The organism is Neorhizobium sp. LMR1-1-1.1 (genome assembly GCF_040675795.1).
GTDB lineage: Bacteria > Pseudomonadota > Alphaproteobacteria > Rhizobiales > Rhizobiaceae > Neorhizobium > Neorhizobium cellulosilyticum.
Map to the genome: position 1 here is coordinate 1,056,949 of NZ_JBEGHE010000025.1, position 23,679 is coordinate 1,080,627.

Consider the following 23,679-nt stretch of genomic DNA (forward strand, 5'->3'; position numbering starts at 1 on the left):
CATCAGTCTTGAAACGTTCTAAAGACCTGGCCCGTGGCGTGGCCATGGGCCACGGAGATCTCTCAAATTCACGTCAACGGCATGGGACCGATTGGAATGTCACCGCCGTTGCAGTAATTGGCGAACATGATTTTATGGATCCTTCTTGCGCTCATGACGGCAATCGTCGCTGCAGCGCTGCTTTATCCGCTCTATCGGCGTCCCGAGGCCCTTGCGCCTGACAATGCCGGAGAGATCGAGGTCTATCGTGACCAGATGAAGGAACTCGACCGGGATCGTGCCGGCGGCCTGATCAGCGCCGAGGAAGCGGAATATGCGCGCGCCGAGATCGGTCGCCGGTTGCTGGCCGCTGCGGGCAAGGAAAATGTAGATGCTGCGGACGCGGCAAAGACGAGCGGATTACGCAGGATGGCGATCGGTATCGTGACTGTCGCGCCGCCTGCTATCGGGCTCTGTCTCTACATCATGCTGGGCAGCCCAGGTTTGCCCGATCAGCCGCTGGACGCGCGGCTGGCGAACCCAGGCAATGACATGTCGCTGCTGGTGGCGAAAGCCGAGCGGCATCTTGCGCAGAATCCGAACGATGGTTCCGGCTGGGATATTCTGGCTCCGATCTATTTCCGCACTGCACGGCTTGGGGACGCCGAACTTGCTTATCGAAATGCGATTCGCTTGATCGGACCCAATGCGGCACGTCTGTCGGGCCTCGGCGAGACGCTGGTCGTTGCCAATGATGGTATCGTGACCGAGGACGCCCGCTCTGCCTTCGAGCAAGCGGTTCGGCTGGAGCCGGGTGATGTGCGCGCGCGCTTTTATGTTGGCGTGGCACAGGAACAGGCCGGCAAGGCGGCTGACGCGAAAGCGACCTTCGAGGAGATCGCCAAGGCTTCGCCCCGCGATGCTCCGTGGATGGGCCTGATCAACGAACATATCGCCAAGAATGGCGGCACCGTTGCGGTGCCTGCCGCGCCGCCTTCTCTGGGCGGCCCGAACGCTGATGATGTAGCCGCAGCGCAGGATATGTCGCAGGGTGATCGCCAGGACATGATCCGCGGCATGGTCGACAGCCTCGCATCAAAGCTGGAATCGGATCCGAACAATATCGAGGGCTGGCTGAGGCTGGTAAGATCCTACATGGTGCTCGGGGACAGACAGAAGGCTGAAGCCGCCTTGAAGACCGGGCTGGAGCATTTCCCCGCCGATGGAAACGAGGGCAGACAATTGATCGCGCTCGCACAGGAAATAGGACTGTCGGCCGAAGGCGCGGAAAATCCGGGAGCCACCCCCAAGATGGGAGTAACCCAATGACGCGCAAGCAGAAACGATTGGCCGTAATCGCCGGCGGCATGAGCTTTATCATCATCGCCGTCTTCCTCGTGATGTTCGCCTTCTCGCAGTCCGTCGCTTACTTCTTCATGCCGGGCGATCTGGCCACGGCCAATCTGCAGCCTGGAACCCGCATCCGGCTCGGCGGTCTGGTGGAGGATGGATCGGTGAAGCGCGGGCAGGGGTCTACTGTGAGCTTTACCGTGACCGACGGCAAGGCGACCGTGCCTGTGAGCTATACCGGCATCCTTCCCGACCTGTTCCGCGAGGGGCAGGGGGTTGTCACCGAAGGTTCCTTCGATGCCGCGACGCATGCTTTCGTGGCTGACAGCGTGCTTGCCAAGCATGACGAGAACTACATGCCCAAGGAAGTGGCCGACCGGCTGAAAAAGGATGGTGTCTGGGAGGACGGAACCGGCAAGGGCATGGCGCCGGCCAAGGATGCCAAGAGCGGACAGGTTGTCGGGAGCACTACGCCATGATCGTCGAGATGGGCCATTTCGCGCTGGTTCTGGCGCTTGCGACCGCAATCATCGTTTCTATCCTTCCGCTGATCGGCGTCCATCGGCGTGACGCCAGCATGATGGCGGTGGCGACGACCGGTTCGCTCGTCATGTTCGGCCTCGTGGCGCTGTCATTCGCCGCGCTGACCTGGGCCTATGTGGTTTCCGACTTTTCGGTGAAGAACGTCTGGGAGAATTCCCATTCGCTGATGCCGCTGATCTACAAATATTCCGGTGTCTGGGGCAATCACGAAGGCTCGATGATGCTATGGCTGCTGATCCTCGTTTTCTTCAGCGCTCTGGTCGCCGTCTTTGGCCGCAATATTCCCGAGACGCTGAAGGCCAATGTTCTGGCCGTGCAGGCCTGGATCAGCCTGGCCTTCCTGCTGTTCATCCTTCTGACCTCCAATCCGTTCCTGCGCCTCGATCCGGCGCCGGCTGAAGGGCAGGATTTGAACCCGATCCTTCAGGATTTCGGCCTCGCCATCCATCCGCCGCTTCTCTATCTCGGTTATGTCGGCTTTTCCGTCTGCTTCTCCTTTGCCGTGGCGGCGCTGATGGAAGGCCGCATCGATGCGGCATGGGCACGTTGGGTGCGCCCATGGACGCTCGCCGCATGGACCTTCCTGACCGCCGGCATCGCTATGGGCTCCTACTGGGCCTATTACGAACTCGGCTGGGGCGGCTGGTGGTTCTGGGATCCGGTCGAAAACGCCTCCTTCATGCCCTGGCTCGCCGGCACGGCCCTCCTGCATTCGGCACTGGTCATGGAAAAGCGTGAGGCCTTGAAAATCTGGACCGTGCTTCTCGCGATCATGACCTTTTCGCTGTCGTTGCTAGGTACCTTCCTTGTGCGCTCCGGCGTGCTGACTTCGGTCCATGCGTTTGCCACCGATCCGTCGCGCGGTATCTTTATCCTCTGCATTCTGGCGATCTTTATCGGCGGAGCGTTCATGCTGTTTGCATGGCGGGCGCCGACCTTGAAGGCTGGTGGCCTGTTCGCGCCGATATCGCGCGAAGGTTCGCTGGTGCTGAACAACCTGATCCTGACGGTTTCGACTGCGACCGTCTTGACCGGAACGCTCTATCCGCTGGTGCTGGAAACCCTGACGGGTGAAAAAATCTCGGTTGGTGCACCGTTCTTCAACATGACCTTCGGCCTGTTGATGCTGCCGCTTCTGATCGCCGTTCCGCTCGGGCCGATGCTTGCCTGGAAGCGGGCCGATCTTTATGGGGCGCTGCAGCGGCTCTGGGTTTTTGCCGGCCTTGCGCTGCTTCTGGGTCTGCTGCTCTGGTATATGCAGAATGGCGGGCCGGTCCTTGCGATCTTTGGACTGGCAATCGGTTGCTGGGGCATGCTCGGCGCGATCGCCGATCTGTGGTATCGCGGCAACTTCGGTAAACTGCCGGTGATGACCTCGTTTGCCCGCTTGAAAGGCCTGCCGCGCTCGGCCTGGGGTACGGCATTCGCCCATTTCGGCCTCGGCGTGACCGTTGTCGGTATTGTTGCCGCATCGGCTTTCAGCACCGAACATGTCGTCGAGATGAATCAGGGGCAGACGGCGGACGCCGGCGGTTATTCGCTGACCTTCGACGGTTTTCGCGAAGCTGTCGGCCCGAACTTCACCGAGGAGCGGGGGCATTTTTCGGTGAGCTCCGGTGGCGCTGTGGTCTCCGATGTCTGGTCGTCCAAGCGGCTTTATACGGCGCGTCGCATGCCGACCACGGAAGCCGGCATCCTGACCTTCGGGCTCAGCCAGCTTTATGTCTCTCTCGGTGACCCGATGGATGGCGGTGGCATCGTCGTGCGCATCTGGTGGAAGCCTCTGATCCTGTGCATCTGGGGCGGCTGCCTGATCATGATGGTCGGTGGTTTCGTGTCTCTGTCGGATCGACGCTTGCGCGTCGGCGCACCGTCGAGGAAGGCCAAGCCGGTCAAGGTGGTGATGGAGCCGGCGGAATGAATTGTCAAAACCCCTCCCCAACCCCTCCCCACAAGGGGGAGGGGCTTTATCGCCCCGCCCTCGACTCTAGATTCGGGCAAGACGGTGCCACGGATTTTCTCCCCCCTTGTGGGGGAGATGGCCGGCAGGCCAGAAGGGGAAATATCACCAAACTCCTGATCGCTCTTTTCCTCCTCCTCACCCCCATCCAAGCCTTCGCCGTCAATCCGGACGAGGTGTTGAAAGATCCGGCACTCGAACAGCGTGCGCGGCAGATTTCGGCGCAGTTGCGTTGCATGGTCTGCCAGAACCAGTCGATCGATGACAGCAACGCCGAGCTTGCCAAGGATCTGCGCGTCCTTGTCCGCCAGCGGCTGACCGATGGCGATACGGACAAACAGGTTGTCGATTACGTCGTGTCGCGTTACGGCGAATTCGTTCTTCTCAATCCGCGGCTCAGCGGCAAGACGATCATTCTCTGGTCCATGCCGATCGGACTTCTGATCGCGGGTATTTTCGCTCTCGTCATTTTTGTCAGGAGCAGGCCTGCGCGGCGTCCTTCCGAGGTGTTAAGTGCCGAAGAGAAAGCGAAGATCGACGAATTGCTCGGCAAATAGGTCTTGGACCAACGGGCCGGATATTTCGAAATATTACGAACATTTCATGCTCTAGCCACCTGCAGTTAAGGTGACGGCGCCTATATCTGTCTCATCGAACAATGGCGGGTTGCCCATCGGCAGCCTGGCCAAGATTGAGTGACGAAGAGAAGAAGGTAGCTTTCACCATGACGTTTGGACGTCCCTCCCTCAAGACAGTGCTGAAGACCTCGACCGTTGCCGGCCTTGCCGCCGTCATGCTGTCCACCGGCATCTCAGGCCAGGTCATGTCCTCATTTGCTGCTCCGGTTTCGGTAACGGCGCCGCAGGCACCGAGCTTCGCGGACGTCGTGTCTGCGGTTTCCCCCGCCGTCGTTTCCGTTCGCGTCCAGTCCGACGCCCAGCCGGCCTCCGACGACAACAGCAATTTCTCCTTCAACTTCGGTGGCCGCGGTTTCGACCAGCTGCCTGACGATCACCCGCTGAAGCGTTTCTTCAAGGAATTCGGCGGCCAGGGTGGTCCCGGTGGCCCAGGCCCGGGCGCAGGCCCGCGTGACCGCGCAGAGCGCGGTGGCCCCGGCGGGCCAAATCGTCCGCACCACCTGCGTCCGACTGCCCAGGGCTCCGGCTTCTTCATTTCCGAAGACGGTTACATCGTCACCAACAACCACGTCGTTTCCGATGGACAGGCCTATACGGTCGTGCTGAACGATGGCACCGAACTTGATGCCAAGCTGGTCGGCAAGGACAGCCGTACCGACCTAGCGCTCCTGAAGGTCGATGCGCCGGCCCGTAAGTTCACCTATGTCTCCTTTGCCGATGACAGCAAGGTTCGCGTCGGTGACTGGGTTGTCGCAGTTGGCAATCCGTTCGGCCTCGGCGGCACCGTGACTGCCGGTATCGTTTCGGCCCGTGGCCGTGACATCGGCTCCGGCCCATATGACGACTATATCCAGGTCGACGCAGCCGTGAACCGCGGCAACTCGGGCGGCCCGACTTTCGACCTGAACGGTCAGGTTGTCGGCATCAATACCGCGATCTTCTCGCCGTCGGGCGGCAATGTCGGTATCGCCTTCGCGATCCCTGCCTCCACCGCCAAGGACGTGATCGCCGACCTGATGAAGGACGGCAAGGTCGAGCGCGGCTGGCTTGGTGTGCAGATCCAGCCGGTAACGCAGGACATTGCCGACTCGCTCGGTCTGAAGGAAGCTTCCGGTGCGCTGGTCGTTGCTCCGCAGGAAGGCTCTCCGGGTCAGAAGGCAGGCATCAAGCAGGGTGACGTTGTTCAGGCGGTCAACGGCCAGCCGATCAAGGATGCCCGTGATCTCGCCCGCCGTGTCGCAGCCTTTACGCCGAATACCAAGGTCGATGTCGATCTGTGGCGCGACGGCAAGAAGCAGACCATTCCGGTGACGCTCGGCAACATGGCAAGCGATGAGGCTGCTTCCGCTGAGCCCACGCAGCCGGACGATCCGGCTCCGGCAAGCGAACAGGCGCTGGCAAGCCTCGGCATCACCGTTGCCCCGGCTGAGGACGGCTCCGGCCTTTCCGTGACCGATGTCGATCCGGACAGCGAAGCAGCCGCCCGCGGCCTGAAGAACGGCGAGAAGATTCTTTCGGTCAACAACAAGAAGGTCGAAAGCGCAGCCGATGTCGGCAAGGTTCTCGAACAGGCCAAGAAGGACGGTCGCACCCGTGCGCTCTTCCAGGTCGAGGCCGATGGTTCCAGCCGCTTCGTCGCTCTGCCGATCAACGAAGGCTGATGCCGCGCAAAACATCTGAGTGACATTGCGGGGGTGGCACCTCCAGGCCCAGCCGCAGGATCAAGCTCATCAAGGGGCGCCGCCGGAAACGTCGGCGCTCTTCTTGTAACGGAGACCATCATGCAGACCCCGTCGTTTTCCTCGGCCAATACGGAAGATTCCGATAGTGCAAATGTTTCCGCCGAGGCTATTGTCCCGCATATGAAGATTCTGGTTATCGAAGACGACCTCGAGGCGGCAGCCTACATGACCAAGGCCTTTCGCGAGGCCGGCATCATCGTGGACCACGCCAGCGATGGTGAAAGCGGCCTGTTCATGGGCTCGGAGAATTCCTACGACGTGATGGTCATCGACCGCATGTTGCCGCGCCGCGATGGCCTGTCGGTCATCAGCGAATTGCGCAAGCGCGGCGTCAACGCGCCGGTGCTGATCCTGTCCGCGCTTGGCCAAGTGGATGACCGCGTCACCGGCCTGCGCGCCGGTGGCGACGACTATCTGCCGAAACCCTACGCTTTTTCCGAACTTCTTGCGCGTGTCGAGGTGCTCGGCCGCCGCAAGGGTACGCCGGAACAGGACATGGTCTACCGGGTCGGAGACCTGGAGCTCGATCGGCTTTCTCACGAGGTCAAGCGCGCCGGCAAGGATGTGCTGCTGCAGCCGCGTGAATTCCGCCTGCTCGAATACCTGATGAAGAATGCCGGTCAGGTCGTGACCCGCACCATGTTGCTCGAAAACGTCTGGGACTATCACTTCGACCCGCAGACGAATGTCATTGACGTGCATGTCTCGCGCCTGCGCTCCAAGATCGAGAAGGACTTCGACAAGCCATTGTTGAAGACCATCCGCGGCGCCGGCTACATGATCAAGGACGAGGGGTAATGCTTTCCCGCATCGCCAAGCGCGCCCGCCTCATGTTCCGCTCGACGGCCGTGAGGCTGTCGGCGCTGTATATCCTCCTGTTCGCGATCTGCGCCGGGTTTCTCGTCATCTATGTGACGGCGCTTTCGGAAAAGACGCTGGTGCAGCAGACGCGCCAGACGATTACCGAGGAAGTGGCCGATATCCAGCGCGCCTATGAGCGCGGCGGCGTCAACCTCTTGCTGCGCATCATGGAGCGGCGCGCTCGCCAGCCGGGCGCAAATCTCTATGTGATCGCCGGACCGAACGGCGAGATGCTGGCCGGCAACGTTTCCTCAGTCCAGCCTGGCGTGCTGGACCAGGAAGGCTGGACGAACATGCCTTTTTCCTACGAGCCCTATGCCGAGATCGGCGGATCGCGCAAACATCTCGCCATCGCCAATGTCCTGCGCGTCGATAACGGATTGCGGGTGATGATCGGTCGCGATCTCGGTGACCCGAGCCGTTTCCGTTATATCGTGCGGCAGGCGCTGATGGTGGCGCTAGCAATCATGGGACTGGGCGCACTGGTCATCTGGTTCGGTATCGGACGCAATGCGCTGAAGCGCATCGACCGCATGTCGGCTGCGAGCCAGAAGATCATGGCCGGCGACCTGTCCCAGCGACTTCCTGTCGGTCGCTCCGGTGACGAGTTCGACCGGCTGTCGGGATCGCTGAACGCCATGCTTGGCCGGATCGAAAAGCTGAACGAAGGCCTGCGGCAGGTTTCCGACAATATCGCCCATGACCTGAAGACGCCGCTGACACGGCTGCGCAACAAGGCGGCTGACGCTCTGGGCGAGGATGATGAAGATGCACGCAGGGCAGCGCTCGAAGGCATCATTGCCGAATCCGACCAGTTGATCCGCACCTTCAACGCGCTGCTGATGATCTCCCGTGTTGAGGCTGGATCGATCGCGGCGGAGATGTCGAGCGTCGATCTCTCTGCCGTTTCCGCCGACAGCGCCGAGCTTTACGAGCCTGTCGCAGAAGAGGCGGGCATAACACTGATCACCGGGATCAACCCAGGCATCTCCGTCAACGGCAACCGCGAACTGATCGGCCAGGCTATGTTCAATCTGCTCGACAACGCGATCAAATATGCCAGCGAAGGTAGCGAGACGCCGGTGATAGAGGTCAGGCTTTCGTCCGAGAACGGCGAGGTGAGACTGGCCGTCAGCGACAACGGTCCGGGCGTACCGGCCGACAAGCGTGGTGAGGTGACCAAGCGTTTCTTCCGGTTGGATGCCAGCCGCTCGAAGCCGGGTACGGGGCTGGGTCTATCGCTGGTGGAGGCGGTGATGGAACTGCATGGCGGGAGACTGGAGCTTTCCGCCACCGACGAGGCGAAGACGGAGGCTCCGGGCCTGACGGTGACGATGGTGTTTCCGGTGGTGAAGGGGTGAGAGGGTAATAAAGACCCCTCCCAAACCCTCCCCACAAGGGGGAGGGCTTAACCCGGGCTTACTGTTGAAGGATGATTGAGGCAGGTGGTTGCAGCGGTTTTTCTCCCCCCTTGTGGGGGAGATGGCCGGCAGGCCAGAGGGGGAAGTTCTCCGCATCATCTGTGGCCGCTCACACCAACGGCGGCGCCAGGTTCATCAGTAGCACCATCACAAGCCCGACCACCGAGACGATCGACTGGATGATCGAGATGGTTGCCGTGGCTTCGCCCATCGTCATGCCGAAGGATTCCTTCACCAGCCAGAAACCTGCATGGTTGGCATAGTTGAAGAACAGCGAGCCGCAGCCGACTGAGAGCGCCAGGAGCGAGGCATTGAGCGACGGGTCATGTCCGACAAGCGGCGCGAGCAGTCCCGATGCGCCGACGATGCCGACCGTGGCGGACCCTGTCGAGACCGAGAGCAGCATCGAGATGATCCAGCCGAGAAGCAGCGGCGAAAGCGAGAACTGCTGGCTCAGATGCATGATCGCATCCCCGACTTTCGCATCTCCTAGAACATGCTGGAACGCCCCGCCGCCTGCGATGATCAGCAGAACATTGGCGATCGGCTTGACGCTGGCGGACAGCTGCGTGCGCAGAAGCTCGCTGTTGCCGCCGCGGCTGATGATCAGCGTCCAGGCGGCAAACAGCACGCCGACCAGCATGGCGATGCCCGGATCGCCGAGGAAATCGGTGATCGACAGCAGCGTTGAACCCTTCGGCAGGAGAAGTTCGGCAATCGCATGGAAAAGCATCAGCAGCGCCGGCAGAAGCGCTGTCAGCAGGCTGAGACCGAGGCTAGGCGGTGCCTGGCCCGTCGATGCGCCCTCCGCTGCGTCCTGCGAGAACTGGTCGATCAGCCCCTGATCTGGCTTGACCTTGAGGCGCGGGGTAACGATCGCGCCATAGACCGGTCCGCCGAGAATGATTGCCGGAATGGCGGCGATGAAACCGTAGAGCATGGTCGCGCCGATATTGGCGTTAAGCGAGGCGATTGCCGTTAGCGGGCCGGGATGCGGCGGCACCATGCCATGCATCGAGGCAAGTGCGGCAATGACCGGGACGCCGACATAGACGTAAGCCGAGCCCTTGATGCTCCCGGTCTCGTCGAGCTTGCGCGCGACGCTGAAGATCAGCGGCAGGAGTACGACGAGTCCGACTTCGAAAAACATCGGAATGCCGATGATGAAGGCGGCACCCGCCATTGCCCAGGGCAGCATGCGGGTGGAGGTTCTGGTGATGATGAGATTGGCAATGCTTTCAGTCACGCCGCCGGCGGCCAGGATGCGGCCGAGCATGGCGCCGAGCGCCACGACGAGGCCGACAGCGCCGAGCGTGTGGCCGGCACCGGCCTCGATCGACTTGATCAGCTTTTCGCCCGGCATGCCGGTGACAAGGCCGACGCCGATGGAGGTGATGATCAGCGCCAGGAGCGGATGCAGCCGGATGCGCGATACGATCAGCACGACGAGGAAAATCACGCTGCCGAGCGCTGTCGCAAGAAGCGCGATGTCTGAGGAATTCATGGTTTCTCCCGAGGGTGTACGCGGGAGCGCAAGGCAATTCGGATGACTCCACGCAACCGAAGAGCGGGAAGCGACCCGCTAAGGCATGGAGTACGAAAGTCTCCAAATAGATAGCGCCCTAATTAGATTGCGTCACTTGATAAACCGCAATCGTTCATGGGTTGTGGTTTCCCCTCATTCCGGTTTGTCTTCTCCGTCTGCGCAAACTAAAAGCTGCATGAGGGAGGAAACGGCATGAAAAGCGTAAAACGGCTCGATACCGTATCAGCGGATGTCATCCGTCCCCTATCTCAGGCGGAAGCTAAGACTGCTCTGGCGGCGCTGAAAGATATTGGACAATCCGAGGCTTCCGTTGCGCAAATGTTGAAAGAAGGCGGCGCGCTGAAGGATTTTCTCGTCGCGGCATTCAGCCTGTCGCCCTATCTGCGCGATACGGCTTCGGTCTCTCCCTCCTTTCTGGCGCGGGCTATCGGTGAACCGGTCGAGCCGGCGCTGTCTTCCCTGATCGACAAGGCGCGGAGTGCGTGGAGGCCGGTTGACGGGAGAATTCCTTCCGAGGGCGAGGTCATGACCGCCCTGCGGTCGGCCAAGCGCGCTTTCAGCTTTATCCTGGCGCTCGCAGATCTCGCTCGCATCTTCACGGCGAAGGAGACGACATGCTGGCTGAGCCAATTCGCCGAAGCCTCCGTCGCCTCCGCAGTCGACCATCTTCTCCTCGCTGCCCATGAGAGCGGCAAGCTGAAGCTTGTCGATCCCACGCAGCCGAGCCGGGGCTCGGGCCTCATCGTGCTCGGCATGGGCAAGCTCGGCGGGCGCGAACTCAACTATTCCTCCGACATCGATATCGTCGTTTTCTTCGATCCGGAGGTGGGCATTCTTGCCGATCCGCTCGATGCGTCGGAGATCTATGGCCGGATGATGCGCCGGCTGATCCGTATCCTGCAGGACCGCACGGCCGATGGCTACGTTTTCAGAACCGACCTGAGGCTGCGGCCTGACCCCGGCTCGACGCCGCTCGCCGTCTCCATGGATGCAGCCCTGATCTACTACGAGGGCAGGGGACAGAACTGGGAGCGTGCCGCCTACATCAAGGCGCGTCCGGTGGCGGGTGACATGGCTGCCGGCGATAATTTCCTGAAACTGCTGACGCCCTTCGTCTTCCGCAAATATCTCGATTATGCGGCGATCGCAGACATTCATTCAATCAAGCGCCAGATCCATGTCCACAAGGGCCATGGGGCGATCGCAGTAAAGGGCCACGACGTCAAGCTTGGCCGCGGCGGCATCCGCGAGATCGAATTTTTCGCCCAGACGCAGCAGCTGATCGCCGGCGGTCGCATGCCGGCGTTGAGGACGCGCGAGACGGAAGTAGCACTTGGGGCGCTGGCTGAGGCGAAGTGGATCAAGCCGGAGATCGCCACGGCGCTGACCGAGGCCTACTGGTTCCTGCGCGATGTCGAGCATCGTATCCAGATGGTGCATGACGAGCAGACGCATCGCCTGCCCGACAGCAATGCGGAGCTGAAGCGCATCGCCTTCATGCTCGGCTTTGCCGATGTCGCAGCCTTTTTCACGCGGTTGGAAAGCATCCTCAAAACCGTTGAGAGGCGTTATTCTCGGCTGTTCGAGCAGGAAGAGGGGCTTTCTGGAGGCGAGGGTAATCTCGTTTTCACCGGCCAGAAGGACGATCCCGATACGCTGAAGACGCTGGCCGAACTCGGCTACGAGCGGCCCGCCGACATGTCGCGGATGATCCGCACCTGGCATTCCGGTCGTTATCGCGCGACGCAATCCGTCGAGGCGCGCGAGCGGCTGACGGAGATGATGCCGGCTTTGCTCAAGGCCTTTGGCGAGAGCCGGCGTGCCGACGAGGCGCTGCTGCGGTTCGACAGCTTTTTGAAGGCGCTGCCGGCTGGCATCCAGCTTTTCTCGCTGATCGGCAAGAACCCACCGCTTCTCTCCCTCATCGTCACCATCATGGCGTCTGCTCCGCGCCTCGCCGATATCATCGCCTCGAAGCCGCATGTCTTCGATGGCATGCTCGATCCCGGCCTGATGTCGGAAGTGCCGACGCGCGACTATCTGTCGAAGCGGCTGGACACGTTTCTCTCGGGCTCGCGCCACTACGAGGACAGGCTGGATCGGTTGCGCATCTTTGCCGCCGAGCAGCGTTTCCTGATCGGTATCAGGTTGCTCACCGCAGCGATCTCCGGCGACGATGCCGGCCGCGCCTTCACTCATCTGGCAGATCTGTTGATCGATGCTGCGCTGACAGCGGTGAAAGGCGAGATCGAGACCGCGCATGGCACCTATCCGGGCGGCCGGGTGGCCGTGATGGGCATGGGCAAGCTCGGCTCGTTCGAGCTGACGGCCGGATCGGATGTCGATCTCATCCTGCTCTATGACTATGACAGCGAGGCTTTCGAAAGCCTTAGTCCGAAGCCGCTCGACGCCCAGCGCTATTTCACCCGACTGACGCAGAGATTGATCGCGGCCCTTTCCGCGCCGATGGCGGAGGGTGTTGTCTTCGAGGTCGACCTGCGCCTGCGCCCCTCCGGCAACAAGGGGCCAGTCGCCTCCCGCATCATCGCTTTCGGCAAATATCAGCGAGAAGAGGCCTGGACCTGGGAGCATATGGCGCTCACCCGCGCACGCATCGTCTGTGGCGACGAGAGCCTTGGTAATGAGGCAAAGGCGATCATAAGCGAGGTTCTGGCGACCAAGCCGGACGTGAAGAAGATCACGACGGACGTGGCCGAGATGCGGGCGCTGATCGCGGAAGAGAAACCGCCGCGCGATATCTGGGACTTCAAGCTCATTCCTGGCGGATTGATCGATATTGAGTTCATCGCCCAATACCTGCGGCTGATCGCGCCGACGCGGGCAGGGAGCAAGGATCTACTGGTCGACACCTATGGCCTGTCGACTGCGCAAGCACTGAAGGCACTGTGCGAAGACCTGCCTGAACGCGCCGATCTCGATACATGCCTTGAAGCCTTGCGTCTGTTCACCGAACTCTCGCAGATCATCCGCCTCTGCGTGGATGGTCCTTTCGATGCCAAGGATGCACCCACGGGCCTTGTCGAGCGGATCTGCCGCGCAGGAGACTGCCCCGATCTCTTGACGCTGGAGGGAGAGGTGAAGCGGTTATCGGGTGAGGTCAGGGGAGTGTTTGAACGGGTTATGAAAAGGTGAGGTAGGGTGAGGGGCTTTCGCCAAGGTAAATGCGGCGAAGGTCAGTTGTGATCGCCTTACGCCGCCCTTTTCCGTGCTTCCACGAAAGGCCGGTCGGGAATGAACAGCGACACGGCGGTGCCTTTGCCGCATTTCGAGCGGATACGCATCCTGCCGCCATGCAGCGCCACCAGCGAGCGGGAGATGGCAAGCCCGAGGCCCGAACCGCCCTTGCTCTTGGCATACTGACTCTGCACCTGTTCGAAGGGCTGGCCGATCTTCGGCATTGCATCCTTGGGGATGCCGATGCCGCTGTCTGCGATCGTCAGCATCAGGCCTTTTTCCATTCGGTGAGCACGCAACTCGATACTGCCGCCTTCGTCGGTGAATTTAACGGCGTTGGAGAGGAGATTGAGCATCACCTGCTTCAGCGCGCGTCTATCACCGACCATGTCGAGTACTTCGGGTAGCCGTTGATGGATCGTGATCTGCTTGTCCTGGGCGGAGATAGAGGTCAGGCGCAGGCTCTCTTCGACCAGGGGCACGAGATCGATCTTGTCCGCCTGGATGCGCATGTGGCCGGCTTCGATCTTCGACATGTCGAGAATGTCGTTGATGACGTTCAAGAGGTGCTTGCCGCTGTCGTGAATGTCCTTGGAATATTCGCCGTATTTCGGCGAGCCGAGCGGGCCGAACATGCCGTTCATCAGGATTTCGGAGAAGCCAAGAATGGCGTTGAGCGGCGTGCGTAGCTCGTGGCTCATATTGGCGAGGAATTCGGACTTCGCCTGGTTGGCGGCCTCCGCGCGTTCTTTCTCCGCCTGATAATTGGCGTTGGCGACGGAGAGTTCTGCTTTCTGTTTTTCCAGCGTCTTTTGCGAGGCTGAAAGGTCCCCAATCGTTGCCATCAGGCGGCGCTCGCTGTGGCGCAGGCGATCCTGGTGGCGCTTGAGAAGCGTGATATCGGTGCCGACAGAAACCGTGCCGCCGTCGCGGGTGCGGCGCTCGTTGATCTGCAGCCAGCGTTCGTCGGCAAGCTGAACCTCGGTAGTGCGGGAGAAACCGCTGCCATCCGCATCTGCGATGCGACGCTCGATCACTGGCCGTGCTGCTGCTGCATTGACGGTAGTACGTTCGGTTCCCGGCACCAGCACACTTTCAGGCAATCCGTAAGCTTGCTGGAAGTGAGTGTTGCACATCACGAGACGGTCGTTCTTGTCCCACAGCACGAAGGCTTCGGACGTGCATTCGATCGCGTCAGCGAGGCGCTGATCGGCTTCGGCATAACGTTGTGCCAGACGGTGCTGTTCGGTGACGTCCATCGCAATGCCGATCACGTGGATACGACCGGAAGCGTTGCGAATGACCTGTGCCCGTGCGCGCATCCACACATAATGTCCCGCCGCGTGGCGCATGCGAAATACCTGGTCGACCTGCTTGGCATTGCCGCGGCCGATGGCACGCGCGAGAGCGTAGATATTGCCGTCCGACGGATGCATCATCCTTGCGGCATCGGAAAACGAGATGATGCTGCCGGCAGCAGGCAGGCCAAGCATTTCGTACATCGAACCGGACCAGAAGAGCCTGCGGTTGGCAACATCGAAATCCCAAAGTCCGCAACGCCCATGAGACAATGCGGCTTCGATCCGTAGATTGGATTCAGCAAAGATCTCGTCGGCGTCGTGCGCACGCCTAACCTGCGTGTAATAGGCATAAAGGATGACGAGAAGAATGGCGGAAATGCCGGTAAAGAGAGTGACGTTGAGCGAGATCTCGCCACGCAGGAAATTGTTCGTGGTGTCGAGCGAATGCGCCGAGACGATCAGAGCGCCGTCATCACCGATCGGCTGAATGGCAGCATAGTGCGGAATGTCGCCGAGATAGGTCTCGATCACGCCGCCGAAGCGCCGAAGTGTTGCGGTCTCGGGCAGAAGCGAAGCAAGGCGGCGACCGATATAGGCGGAAGAGGCTCCTTTCGAGCCACCGAAAACGACACCAGACTTGTCGATGAACAGCGAGAAGGAACCATGCGGCTGCGGATCGGACGAGAGATAGGATGAAAGCCGTGCTTCGGCCGCAGCGCGGTTGGCCTGGGCGAAAAGGGTTTCCTGGCCGGTGAAAATCGCCTGGGTGGTTGCTGCCATCAGCGCAGTCGATTGCCGGGCGGCATCTTCCATACGGCTGTTCTCGCCCATGATGCCGAGAATGCGCGACGCTGCCACGACCATGAGGAATGCGATGATGAGAAGGGGAATGGATCGCTTAAGCACCAGTTCCACCTTCGGCGTTTGACGTGCGATCGGCTTGACCGCGAAATTGCTGTCTTTCGAAAGCGCTTTCTGCAGGCCCGAAACCTTCGGAAATTTAGGGCGCAGCCAAGCGCCGGCCGCGGTTTCCCGCTGCACGTCCGATACCGTATTCATCTAGTCCCTCGTGATGATCCGGTACGCCGCCCGTCCGAATCTACCCTAATGAATCATAGAGTGATTCTTCGTGTCCAGAGGGTTGGTAATATTTTGTTAACTATTTGAAAAATGCTGGAATTTGCAGGTTTATGTGGCGCAAATCAGCTGCGGCTTCAGTCGAAATCCGGATGCGAGATTTCAGGGCGCGTCAAGCAAAGTGTTTCAAAATGTATCAATCGCGGCCAAAAATGTGGCAGGCGCTTAAATGTGACCCGCAGCCCTTAAAGTGCTGCGGGTCACCAAGGCTATCAGTCCTTGAGCATGCGTCCGACGATGTCGCTGACATCCGTCGAAAGGCCGGCTGCCTTGGCGATCTTCGAAAGCGCCAGCCGTGCCTGTTCGGCACGGACAGGCTCGAGCGAACGCCACGAGCGCATCGAGGTGAGGATGCGTGCGGCGAGCTGCGGGTTCTTCGGATCGATCGCAAGGATCTGGTCCGCGAGGAAATCATATCCCTTGCCGTCGACGCGGTTGAAGCCGGTCGGGTTGCCGAAGGCGAACGTGCCGACGAGCGAACGGACGCGGTTTGGATTGCCTGGGTTGAAACGCGGATTTTCCATCAGCGCCTTGACCCGTTCGAGCGCATCGACGCCGGGGATCGTCGCCTGGATCGAGAACCACTTGTCGATGACCAGGGGATTGCCGTCGAAACGGGTGAGGAAGCTGGCGAGAGCAGCCGTTGCTTCCGAAGCATCCGGGAAGCGATGCGCAAGCAGCGTCAGTGACTGCGCAAGATCCGTCATGTTGTCGGCAGCGGCAAACGCTTCGGCGGCGCGCTGCGGGCTGTTTTTAGCATACATGAGATAGGAGAGGGCAACGCCGCGGAGCGAACGCTTGCCGGCATCCCCGGCTTCCGGCGAATAGGCGCCTTCGACCTTCATCTCGTTATAAAGGCGGACGAAGACTTCCTCTCCAGCCTTGGCGATCGCCTCATGCACGGCCTTGCGGCCGGCATGGATCGCATCGGGATCGTTATTGCCACCGAGCGCGCGGGCGATATCGGCCTCGCTCGGCAGGTTCAGCGCCTGCGCCCGGAAGGCGGGCTCCAGCGACGCATCGCCGGCGCATTCCAGAAGAGCGGCAACGAAAGCCGGATCGCAGGTCACATCCTTGCCGTCGCGCGCATCGCGGGCAGCCTGCGTCAGGTTCGGCATGGCAAGGTCGGTCAGAGCCTGCCAGCGCGAGAAAAGATCGCTGTCATGGCGGGCGACATGGACGAGGTCTTCCAGCGACTGTTCGAATACCAGATTGACCGGTGCCGAGAAGGACCGGTTGAGCGACACCACCGGCCGGGACGAGACGCCCGAGAATGTGAAGCTCTGGCTGCGCTCCGTCAGGTGCAGCACGTCGCCCGTTACTTCGCCGCCGGTGACCGACGTCGGTTCGGCAATCGAACCGTTATCGAGGATCAGCGCGAAGGAGAGCGGGATATGCAGCGGCTCCTTGTTCGGCTGGCCGGGTGTGGCCGGTGTCGTCTGCTCGAGCGACAGCGTGAACGTGCCGGCGGCAGCGTCATAGGCGCCTGAGGCGGAAACCAACGGCGTGCCGGCCTGAACATACCAACGGAAGAACTGGCTGAGGTCGCGACCGCTCGCATCCTCGAAGCATTTTACATAATCCTCGACGGTGACGGCCTGTCCGTCATGGCGCTCGAAATAGAGGTCCATGCCTTTGCGGAACTTGTCGCGTCCAAGAATGGTCGCGATCATCCCGGTGATCTCGGCACCCTTCTCGTAGATCGTCATCGTGTAGAAGTTGTTGATCTCGCGATAGCTGTCCGGGCGCGGCGGATGCGCCAGCGGGCCTCCATCCTCCGGAAACTGATCGGACTTCAGATGACGCACGTCGGCAATCCGTTTGACCGGGCGCGAGCGCATGTCGGAGGAGAATTCCTGGTCGCGATAGACCGTGAGGCCTTCTTTCAGGCAAAGCTGGAACCAGTCGCGGCAGGTGATGCGGTTGCCGGTCCAGTTGTGAAAATATTCATGCGCGATTATGCGCTCGATATTCGCATAATCCTGGTCGGTGGCGGTTTCCGGGTCGGCCAGCACGTATTTGTCGTTGAAGACGTTGAGACCCTTGTTCTCCATCGCCCCCATGTTGAAATCGGAGACGGCGACGATCTGGAATATGTTCAGATCGTATTCGCGGCCGAAATGCTCTTCGTCCCACCTCATCGAGCGCTTCAGCGCATCCATGGCATAGGCTGCGCGCGGCTCCTTGCCGTGCTCGACATAGATCTTCAGCGCCACTTCGCGACCGGACATCGTTTCGAACGTGTCTTCGATCACGCCCAGATCGCCTGCGACCAGCGCGAAGAGATAGGCCGGCTTCGGATGAGGATCGAACCATGCGGCAAACGAGCGGCCTTCGTCATAACCGGCGCCGCCGAGGAAATTGCCGTTCGACAGCATGACCGGGTTGGCCGCTTTGTCACCGATGATCGTGATCGTGTAAGGCGCCAGAACATCAGGGCGATCTGGAAAATAGGTGATGCGGCGAAAGCCCTCGGCCTCGCACTGGGTGCAATAGACGCCGTTGGTCCGGTAGAGGCCCATCAGTTGGGTATTGGCTTCCGGATTGATATGGGTGGTGATCGTCAATTCGAACGGGGATTCGGCCGGCAGGTCGCGGATCGTCAGGCTTTCCGGCGTCGCGTCATACTGGCTTGCCGGCATTTCCTTCTGGTCAAACAGCAGGCCGGAAAGCTTAAGTTCGTCACCATCCAGGACCAGCGGCAGCGATGCGTCGACGCCTTCGCGCCGATGGAAGATCAATCGGGCCTCGATCTTTGTATTGGTCGGATCGAGTTCGAACGTCAGGTCGACCCGTTCCAGAACAAAGTCAGTGGGGCGGTAATCCGCCAGATGCACGATCTGGCCCGTATCTGTTCGCATGATGTTTCCTGAAACGGCTTAACGACTGGACGTGACGACGTGAGACCGGTCCCTGAAAAGACTGGTTTGGCCCCCACGCCGCGGGCATATTTACATTCAATGCTAAACGATTGTTGAACCGCGGCTAAAATAAAGTGTCGCACTGTCAGTATAGTGATCGATTTTCATACAGTGCTATTTCGGAGCTGTAGGCAAAAGATCGCAAATCCGATTGTCGGCTGCGTCGATTGGCGCACTGGCGAACTTTCGTCAATTTTCACACACGGCGCTCCACTTTTGCGTTAATGTCCTTGCGAATCCACCCCGCCTATTTCCGGATCAAGGCCCAAGGCCTGAACCCCAATGAGTTCCCTTATGGCCCCCGATGCCCGAAATCCCCTGCACGGGATTATGCTGAAAGTATTGTCTGTTGTCGTATTCGTGATGATGCAGACCTGCATCAAGGCAGCCGGGCCGGATCTCCCTGCTGGGCAAGTCACCTTCTACAGATCGGCTTTCGCGCTTGTTCCGATCATGGGATATCTGGCGTTTCGCCGGGAATTGTTTCACGCCTTCCACACCAATAGCCTGTCGGGTCATCTCAAGCGCGGCGTGCTCGGCATTATGGGCATGATATGCGGCTTTTATGGCCTGGTGCATTTGCCAATGCCCGATGCAATAGCACTCGGTTATTCGATGCCGCTGATCGCCGTCGTCTTTGCCGCGATATTTCTCAAGGAGACCGTAAGGCTCTATCGCTGGACCGCGGTTGCTATCGGTATGGTCGGCGTTGTGATCATTTCATGGCCCAAGATGACCATGTTCAGTGGTGGTGGCATGGGGTCAGAGCAGGCAATGGGCGCGGTTGCAGTGCTCCTGGGCGCCGTCATGGGCGGCTTTGCGATGATCCAGGTACGCCAACTCGTTCAGACGGAAAAGACCGCAACAATCGTGCTCTATTTCTCGCTGACCGCGGCGATCTTCTCAATCATCAGCCTGCCCTTCGGCTGGTCTTCCCTGAGTGGTTATGCGCGCCTATGCCTGATCGCGTCGGGATTTTTCGGAGGGCTGGGACAGATCCTGCTGACGGAAAGCTATCGGCACGCGGACGTCTCGACGATCGCGCCGTTTGAATACACGTCCATCATTCTGGGAATTGCGATTGCCTACACGCTGTTCGGTGATATCCCGGCGATCAATACCTTGATCGGTACCGCAATCACCGTCTCGGCCGGTATCTTCATCATCTACCGCGAACATCAGCTTGGGCTGGAGCGCAGAGCCGCGCGCAAAGCCTCTCCGCCGGGTGCATGAGGATCAGGGAAGGGAAAATCAGAGCGGGATGCCGGAAAGCGGACTGGCGGAACCGATCGCCTCGCCCCGAGTTCTGCTTGCCTCGGAAAATTCGCGAGATGCGTTCACGGCGGCGTTTATCTGACGCAAATTTTCACGGAGAGTGCGAAGAGGACTGAATATCGATCTCATCGCACATCCTCCTCAACGTTCGCGAAAATCGGCAAACATGGCCGAGGGGCGCGAAATGCCGCCCGGACGCACCATGGCGCGCGATGTGATCTGCTCGTTGGTTGCCGAGCCGAAGCGATGGTAGCCCTGCGTCGAGCGCGGGCCGACGCCTGCGGCGCGGAGTGTTTCAAAGCCCGAATGTATTGGGCGAAAGCGGCTGGTCATTACCGTGGTCCTTTGTCTGGGTTCCTCCCAAGACATTACTAATATTGCTTAAAATGCTCTGATTCAGCAATGTGGCAGAACGCCACGCTGCCATGCGTTTCTCGCATGGGTTGCTTCATATAATGGTAATAATTTGCATTTCGTCAGGTTGATTGCACGAAATATGTGCAATTCCGGCTATTGAAGACCGTGTCGAAAGGCCAGCAGATCTTGCCAGGTCAGGGCTTTGTTGGCGGGGGCGGCAAGAAGCTCCTGCGGGTGAAATGTCGCAAGCGCAGGGATTTCCATCCCTGCAAAGCTCACGGTCTGCCACTTTCCACGCATCGTGTGGATCGTGCCGTTGCCGCCTATGAAGAAGCGGGCCGGGAAATTGCCGAGCAGCAGCAGCGCCTTCGGTCGGGCAAGCACGATCTGGCGCTCGATAAAAGGCTGGCAGATATCCATCTCGGCCGCCGACGGCATTCTGTTGCCCGGTGGGCGCCAGGGAATGATGTTGGTCATCAGCACGCCGTCGCGCGAAAGGCCGATTGCTGCAAGCATCCGCGCGAGAAGATCTCCGGCCCGACCGGAGAAGGGGGCACCATCGCGATCATCGTCCGCATTCGGCATCGGCCCGATAATCGCGATCCCGGAAGACGGATCGCCGCTGGCAAACACAGTTGAGCGGGCGCTGTTCTTCAGGTTGCAGCCGTGGAATGTCTCGATCGCCGCCTTCAGCTCAGCCATTGAACCGGCAGCGCCCGCCGCCAAACGTGCAGCTTCCACCGCCTGTCCGGCCGGCACGGAGACCGGTGCCGTGGTTGCCGGGGGAGGGGCGGTCGCACCCGGCCGCCGCGAGGGCGCACTCCCACCATTCGAAGCCGAAGATGCGCCGTCCTGCGGACTGTGCTCCCGCGCACTTGCCGGGGCCTTTGCCTGAGCCCTTGCGGCCTTCTGCGCCTCGAACTGAGCAATCCGATCGACCGGTTCGTCGTCGACGAGCCATTCCACGCCGGCATCCGCATAAAAATGCAGAAGCGCGGCAAGCTCGGCCGGATTGAGATCTGAGGCGGCGTTCATGCTTTCACCTTAACGAAGCCGAACTTCGTGGGAAAGCCTTAAGCCGCCCATTCACCGACATTCTCGCTCTCTCCGATCAGAGCCAGACCATGAGCGATCGACAGAAGCTCTCCGCCGCTTTCGATCTTCGATGCGTCGAAACGCCGGGTAAAGATCTGGCGCACTGCGGGAACGAAGGAAGTGCCGCCGGTGAGGAACACCTTGTCGACTTCGGCCGGTGCGGTATTCGTCTTGGTCAGCACATCGTCCAATGCACCTTCGATCTTTGCCAGATCGTCTGCGATCCAGGTCTCGAAATTCGCACGTTTGACCATCGTCGTGCCGGCCTTGCCGAGCGGTGCGAAATTGAACTCGGCTTCTTCCGCGGAAGAAAGCGCCATCTTGGTGGCCGAGATCGCCTGATAGAGCGGATAGCCTTCGTCATGCTCGACCAGTTCGATGAACAGTTCCAGCTTGTCCGGGTCTATCGCCGAGCGCACCAGCGATTTCAGGTCGTTGAACTCGCGGGTCGTCTTGAAGATCGACAGCTGGTTCCAGCGCGCAAAATTGGCGTAGTAGTTCGATGGTACTTCCAAGAGCTTGTCGAAACTCTTGAAGAACGTGCCTTTGCCGATTTCCGGGGCCACCAGATGTTCGATCATCTTCGCATCGAAATGGTCGCCTGCAATGCCCACGCCGGAATGGCCGATCGGCTTGGCCGTCAGCTTGCCGGCCACGCGTTCGAAGCGGATCAGCGAATAGTCCGTCGTGCCGCCGCCGAAGTCGGCGACCAGAACATTGGCATCGGTCTTCAGCGTCTGGGCGAAGTAATAGGCGGCTGCGACAGGTTCATAAACATAATGGATCTCGGGAAAACCGAGCCGTGTCAGCGCTTCGTTATAGCGATCCGTCGCAAGCTTCTCGTCCGGGCTGGCGCCGGCAAAATGCACCGGCCGGCCAGCGACAAGGCGCGAGACTTCGGCGGGCCAGTGCCCGTCCGCATAAGTCTTCAACCGCTTGAGGAAGACCTCCATCAGATCTTCGAATGTGTGGCGACGGGCAAAGACCAGCGTACCCTGGAAGATCGGGCTTGCGGCAAAGGTCTTGATCGACTGCAGGAAACGGGCGTCACCCGGATTGTCTATGAACTGGCGGATGGCCGCCTGTCCGGCCTCGACCTTTAGTGCCTGAGCGCCGAGCTGTGCATCCTTCATGAAGGAGAGCGCCGTGCGCATCGAGTCCGTCTCGCCTGCGCTGCTCGAAAACTGCATCGAATGGGTAGTGCTGCCGCTGTCTGCCAGCGCCAGAACGGTATTGGTCGTGCCGAAATCAAGCCCGAGCGCCCGTGCCATGGCCGTGCTCCTTGTGGTCTGCAAAAATGATTGAGCCGGGACGCTCCCGGACGCGATAAGGGCGAAGCCGCTGCCTCGCCCTTTTTGAGAGCGCGCCTGATGCCACAGGCTCGGCGCCAAAGCAAGCGGGAAGGGGGCGGTGGATGCGGAATTACGTGACGAACGTCACTAGTCGTGAGCGCTGCGGCGCTGGCGGGTTCGATCGTAAATTCATCCAGAAGTAGATGTCCGCAAGGCGCCGATATCGTTGAAAAACTCGCCGGATTTGCCATTCATCCGCTCCTTTTCGTTTTCTCAGCGGAGCGAGCTGCCCACTTTATCGCGCTTCAGCGCAGGGTATCGATCATTGCCGCTCTCAGGCGGCAATGATGGTGTGCATTGGCCTCAGTTTGGCTAACCTCCTTAGGTTTTGGGCTGTTGCTGCAAGCAAGAATTCGTCTCTCGCACCGCACGGTCCTCGCAGTCTTAGCCGAGCCAGCCGAAGGATGCGTTTGAGGTGTGCGAAGAGCATTTCAACCTTCTTCCTGCGATGCCGCGACTGCACGTACTCCGGTGTCGTGGCAATTGCTCGGGCGACATCACGAGCATCCTCGTTGAGATCGCGCGGCACTTTACGCATCGGCATATTCGGGCAGCAGCGAGGCTTCAATACGCAGCGATCACAGTCTTTCTTGCTGGCGCGGTAAAGCCGTGTGCCCGCCGCTGTGATTCCAGATCGAGGTGTCGCATAAATTCTGTGGAACTGCTTCAGCTCCTTACTCGCGGGGCAGATGTAGCGATCATTCTCGGCTTCCCATGTGAAGTCTGAGCGCGAGAAAGTGCCATCCGTCCTGTTGGACTTGTCGAAGACCGGAATGTGCGGTGCTATCTTCTTCTCCTTGACCAGCCATGCGAGGTTGTCAGCAGAACCGTAGGCACTGTCAGCAGCGAGATAACCAGGTCGTAAACCGAAGCGGTTCTCCGTTCGGTCGAGCATCGTGCGAGATGCTCTGACCTCCGCCTGACGGATTGCGCGTGTCGCTTCCACGTCCAGAATAACGCCGTGCTCTGTGTCGATCAGGTAGTTGGTCGCATAGGCGAAGAAGGC

General features: G+C 60.2%; 16 protein-coding genes. 9 read left to right on the plus strand and 7 right to left on the minus strand.

Features of this window, described 5'->3' with window-relative positions; genetic code table 11:
* Window positions 1-126 precede the first annotated feature (126 nt).
* From ccmI to MRBLMR1_RS18360, 7 genes are all read left to right on the plus strand, one after another.
* Window positions 127-1,308 carry a c-type cytochrome biogenesis protein CcmI gene (ccmI, locus tag MRBLMR1_RS18330; protein WP_148145530.1) on the plus strand — a complete coding sequence of 394 codons (1,182 nt, stop codon included), beginning with the start codon at window positions 127-129 and terminating at the stop codon, window positions 1,306-1,308.
* The gene (gene ccmE / locus MRBLMR1_RS18335; protein WP_148145529.1) at window positions 1,305-1,808 is read left to right on the plus strand and encodes a cytochrome c maturation protein CcmE; all 504 of its coding nucleotides are present in this window, start codon (window positions 1,305-1,307) and stop codon (window positions 1,806-1,808) included. The genes ccmI and ccmE overlap by 4 nt, the downstream gene beginning before the upstream one ends.
* The gene (locus tag MRBLMR1_RS18340) at window positions 1,805-3,793 is read left to right on the plus strand and encodes a heme lyase CcmF/NrfE family subunit (RefSeq protein WP_500065486.1); all 1,989 of its coding nucleotides are present in this window, start codon (window positions 1,805-1,807) and stop codon (window positions 3,791-3,793) included. Before ccmE ends, MRBLMR1_RS18340 begins: the two co-directional genes overlap by 4 nt.
* A gap of 143 nt (window positions 3,794-3,936) precedes the next feature.
* Window positions 3,937-4,389 (plus strand): cytochrome c-type biogenesis protein, encoded by a 453-nt coding sequence (locus MRBLMR1_RS18345; RefSeq protein WP_500065524.1) that lies wholly within the window; start codon window positions 3,937-3,939, stop codon window positions 4,387-4,389.
* A 167-nt stretch (window positions 4,390-4,556) separates the two neighbouring features.
* The gene (locus MRBLMR1_RS18350; protein WP_148145527.1) at window positions 4,557-6,131 is read left to right on the plus strand and encodes a Do family serine endopeptidase; all 1,575 of its coding nucleotides are present in this window, start codon (window positions 4,557-4,559) and stop codon (window positions 6,129-6,131) included.
* 120 nt (window positions 6,132-6,251) lie between these two features.
* On the plus strand, window positions 6,252-7,010 hold the full coding sequence (locus MRBLMR1_RS18355) for a response regulator transcription factor (RefSeq protein ID WP_148145526.1): 759 nt from the start codon (window positions 6,252-6,254) through the stop codon (window positions 7,008-7,010).
* Complete coding sequence (locus MRBLMR1_RS18360; protein WP_148145525.1) at window positions 7,010-8,434, plus strand: ATP-binding protein; 1,425 nt, start codon at window positions 7,010-7,012, stop codon at window positions 8,432-8,434. Before MRBLMR1_RS18355 ends, MRBLMR1_RS18360 begins: the two co-directional genes overlap by 1 nt.
* A 169-nt stretch (window positions 8,435-8,603) precedes the next feature.
* Here the strand turns inward: MRBLMR1_RS18360 and MRBLMR1_RS18365 are convergent, their stop codons facing one another.
* The gene (locus MRBLMR1_RS18365) at window positions 8,604-9,998 is read right to left on the minus strand and encodes a GntT/GntP/DsdX family permease (protein ID WP_148145524.1); all 1,395 of its coding nucleotides are present in this window, start codon (window positions 9,996-9,998) and stop codon (window positions 8,604-8,606) included.
* 234 nt (window positions 9,999-10,232) lie between these two features.
* Between MRBLMR1_RS18365 and MRBLMR1_RS18370 the strand changes: the two genes are divergently transcribed.
* Window positions 10,233-13,193, plus strand: coding sequence for a bifunctional [glutamine synthetase] adenylyltransferase/[glutamine synthetase]-adenylyl-L-tyrosine phosphorylase (locus MRBLMR1_RS18370; protein ID WP_148145523.1), 2,961 nt, complete (start codon window positions 10,233-10,235; stop codon window positions 13,191-13,193).
* A gap of 56 nt (window positions 13,194-13,249) precedes the next feature.
* Here MRBLMR1_RS18370 and MRBLMR1_RS18375 read toward each other — a convergent pair whose 3' ends face one another.
* Both MRBLMR1_RS18375 and pepN read right to left on the minus strand, forming a co-directional pair.
* Window positions 13,250-15,595, minus strand: a complete 2,346-nt coding sequence (locus MRBLMR1_RS18375) for a sensor histidine kinase (RefSeq protein WP_148145522.1) — start codon at window positions 15,593-15,595, stop codon at window positions 13,250-13,252.
* A 290-nt stretch (window positions 15,596-15,885) separates the two neighbouring features.
* A complete protein-coding gene (gene pepN / locus MRBLMR1_RS18380) occupies window positions 15,886-18,534 on the minus strand; it encodes an aminopeptidase N (RefSeq protein WP_148145521.1) in 2,649 nt (882 codons plus the stop codon).
* A gap of 354 nt (window positions 18,535-18,888) precedes the next feature.
* Here pepN and MRBLMR1_RS18385 point away from each other — a divergent pair, with 354 nt between their 5' ends.
* Window positions 18,889-19,827, plus strand: coding sequence for a DMT family transporter (locus MRBLMR1_RS18385; protein WP_148145592.1), 939 nt, complete (start codon window positions 18,889-18,891; stop codon window positions 19,825-19,827).
* A gap of 183 nt (window positions 19,828-20,010) precedes the next feature.
* Here the strand turns inward: MRBLMR1_RS18385 and MRBLMR1_RS18390 are convergent, their stop codons facing one another.
* From MRBLMR1_RS18390 to MRBLMR1_RS18405, 4 genes are all read right to left on the minus strand, one after another.
* The gene (locus MRBLMR1_RS18390; protein WP_148145520.1) at window positions 20,011-20,202 is read right to left on the minus strand and encodes a hypothetical protein; all 192 of its coding nucleotides are present in this window, start codon (window positions 20,200-20,202) and stop codon (window positions 20,011-20,013) included.
* Window positions 20,203-20,379: 177 nt separating this feature from the next.
* Window positions 20,380-21,261: a uracil-DNA glycosylase gene (locus MRBLMR1_RS18395; RefSeq protein ID WP_500065491.1), complete on the minus strand. Its 882-nt coding sequence runs from the start codon at window positions 21,259-21,261 to the stop codon at window positions 20,380-20,382.
* 38 nt (window positions 21,262-21,299) lie between these two features.
* Window positions 21,300-22,592 (minus strand): Hsp70 family protein, encoded by a 1,293-nt coding sequence (locus MRBLMR1_RS18400; RefSeq protein WP_500065493.1) that lies wholly within the window; start codon window positions 22,590-22,592, stop codon window positions 21,300-21,302.
* Between the two features lie 355 nt (window positions 22,593-22,947).
* The coding region (locus MRBLMR1_RS18405; RefSeq protein WP_500065495.1) for a transposase at window positions 22,948-23,679 on the minus strand (732 nt) is incomplete at its 5' end.